1 rRNA gene is annotated in these 227 nt (G+C 50.2%); it reads left to right on the top strand.

The features are described 5' to 3' along the window. Positions 1-227 (top strand): 16S ribosomal RNA (locus LPAF129_RS11155); the annotation flags it as partial.

Raw genomic sequence — 227 nt, 5'->3', positions numbered from 1 at the left:
GTGCTTGCACTCAGCGTTTTAAGTGCGAGTGGCGAACGGGTGAGTAACACGTGGGCAATCTGCCCAAAAGAGGGGGATAACACTTGGAAACAGGTGCTAATACCGCATAAACCGACTGATCGCATGATCGGTTGGGCAAAGATGGTGTATGCTATCGCTTTTGGATGAGCCCGCGGCGTATTAACTAGTTGGTAAGGTAACGGCTTACCAAGGTGATGATACGTAGC

Source organism: Ligilactobacillus pabuli (assembly GCF_022836475.1).
Taxonomy (GTDB): domain Bacteria; phylum Bacillota; class Bacilli; order Lactobacillales; family Lactobacillaceae; genus Ligilactobacillus; species Ligilactobacillus pabuli.
This window is presented reverse-complemented; position numbering and strand designations above follow the sequence as displayed.